The following is a 278-nucleotide window of genomic DNA, read 5'->3' as shown; positions in this document are numbered from 1 at the left end:
AAGGTGAGGTGAGAAGGAGGAAGGTTTAGTTTCAACATTGCTTTGATAAATTTGACGAGGCATTGGAAGGCAAAGGTCGATTACCCATGTTGTCCGCAACGTGGAAGAATTATTCCATCGAAACCGATGTACCGATCGATTTGGTCCGATTGGACCAATTCACGCCGGAGCAGTTGGATCCGTCCCGCTACCCCGTAGCTTATGTTGACGGGACGCTGAAGGATAGCGAGGTCGACGCCGTCGAGAATTACGTCGCACAAGGAGGTCATGTCGTTGTC

1 protein-coding gene is annotated in these 278 nt (G+C 50.4%); it reads left to right on the top strand.

Features of this window, described 5'->3' with window-relative positions:
- Positions 1-86 precede the first annotated feature (86 nt).
- Positions 87-278 (top strand): hypothetical protein (locus ACSNOG_RS33235; protein WP_436756392.1); only part of this gene is annotated, 192 nt, incomplete at its 3' end.

The sequence above is a fragment of the Streptomyces sp. URMC 124 genome, assembly GCF_051386455.1.
Taxonomy (GTDB): Bacteria; Actinomycetota; Actinomycetes; order Streptomycetales; family Streptomycetaceae; genus Streptomyces.
The sequence above is the reverse complement of the archived record's forward strand: the minus strand, read 5'-3'. Positions and strand labels throughout refer to the sequence as shown.